The following is a 367-nucleotide window of genomic DNA, read 5'->3' as shown; positions in this document are numbered from 1 at the left end:
GCTGCGGTCGTGGCGGAATTGGTAGACGCACCAGATTTAGGTTCTGGCGCCGAGAGGTGTGAGAGTTCAAGTCTCTCCGACCGCACCATTATTTAGATATCTTAATTGATATCCTGTTGGGCTATCGCCAAGCGGTAAGGCACTGGCTTTTGATGCCAGCATTCCCTGGTTCGAATCCAGGTAGCCCAGCCACTATTTAAACTCTTTGTTTTTACTTGGCTTGTTTTTAAGCTAAATAGCAAACTAAGAGCACAACGTTACATCGAATCACCAATGTCGATATAACTATAAAGATTTGCTGCGGTCGTGGCGGAATTGGTAGACGCACCAGATTTAGGTTCTGGCGCCGAGAGGTGTGAGAGTTCAA

Annotated in this window: 2 tRNA genes; both read left to right on the top strand. The window is 46.9% G+C overall.

The features are described from left to right. The first annotated feature begins 3 nt into the window (after positions 1-3). A tRNA-Leu gene (locus AACR09_RS07295) sits at positions 4-88 on the top strand. A 29-nt stretch (positions 89-117) separates the two neighbouring features. After that, positions 118-192, top strand: a tRNA-Gln gene (locus AACR09_RS07290). Positions 193-367: the final 175 nt, after the last annotated feature.

Origin of the sequence: Vibrio sp. OPT20 (assembly GCF_963889365.1) — a bacterium.
Lineage (GTDB): Bacteria > Pseudomonadota > Gammaproteobacteria > Enterobacterales > Vibrionaceae > Vibrio > Vibrio splendidus.
This window is presented reverse-complemented; position numbering and strand designations above follow the sequence as displayed.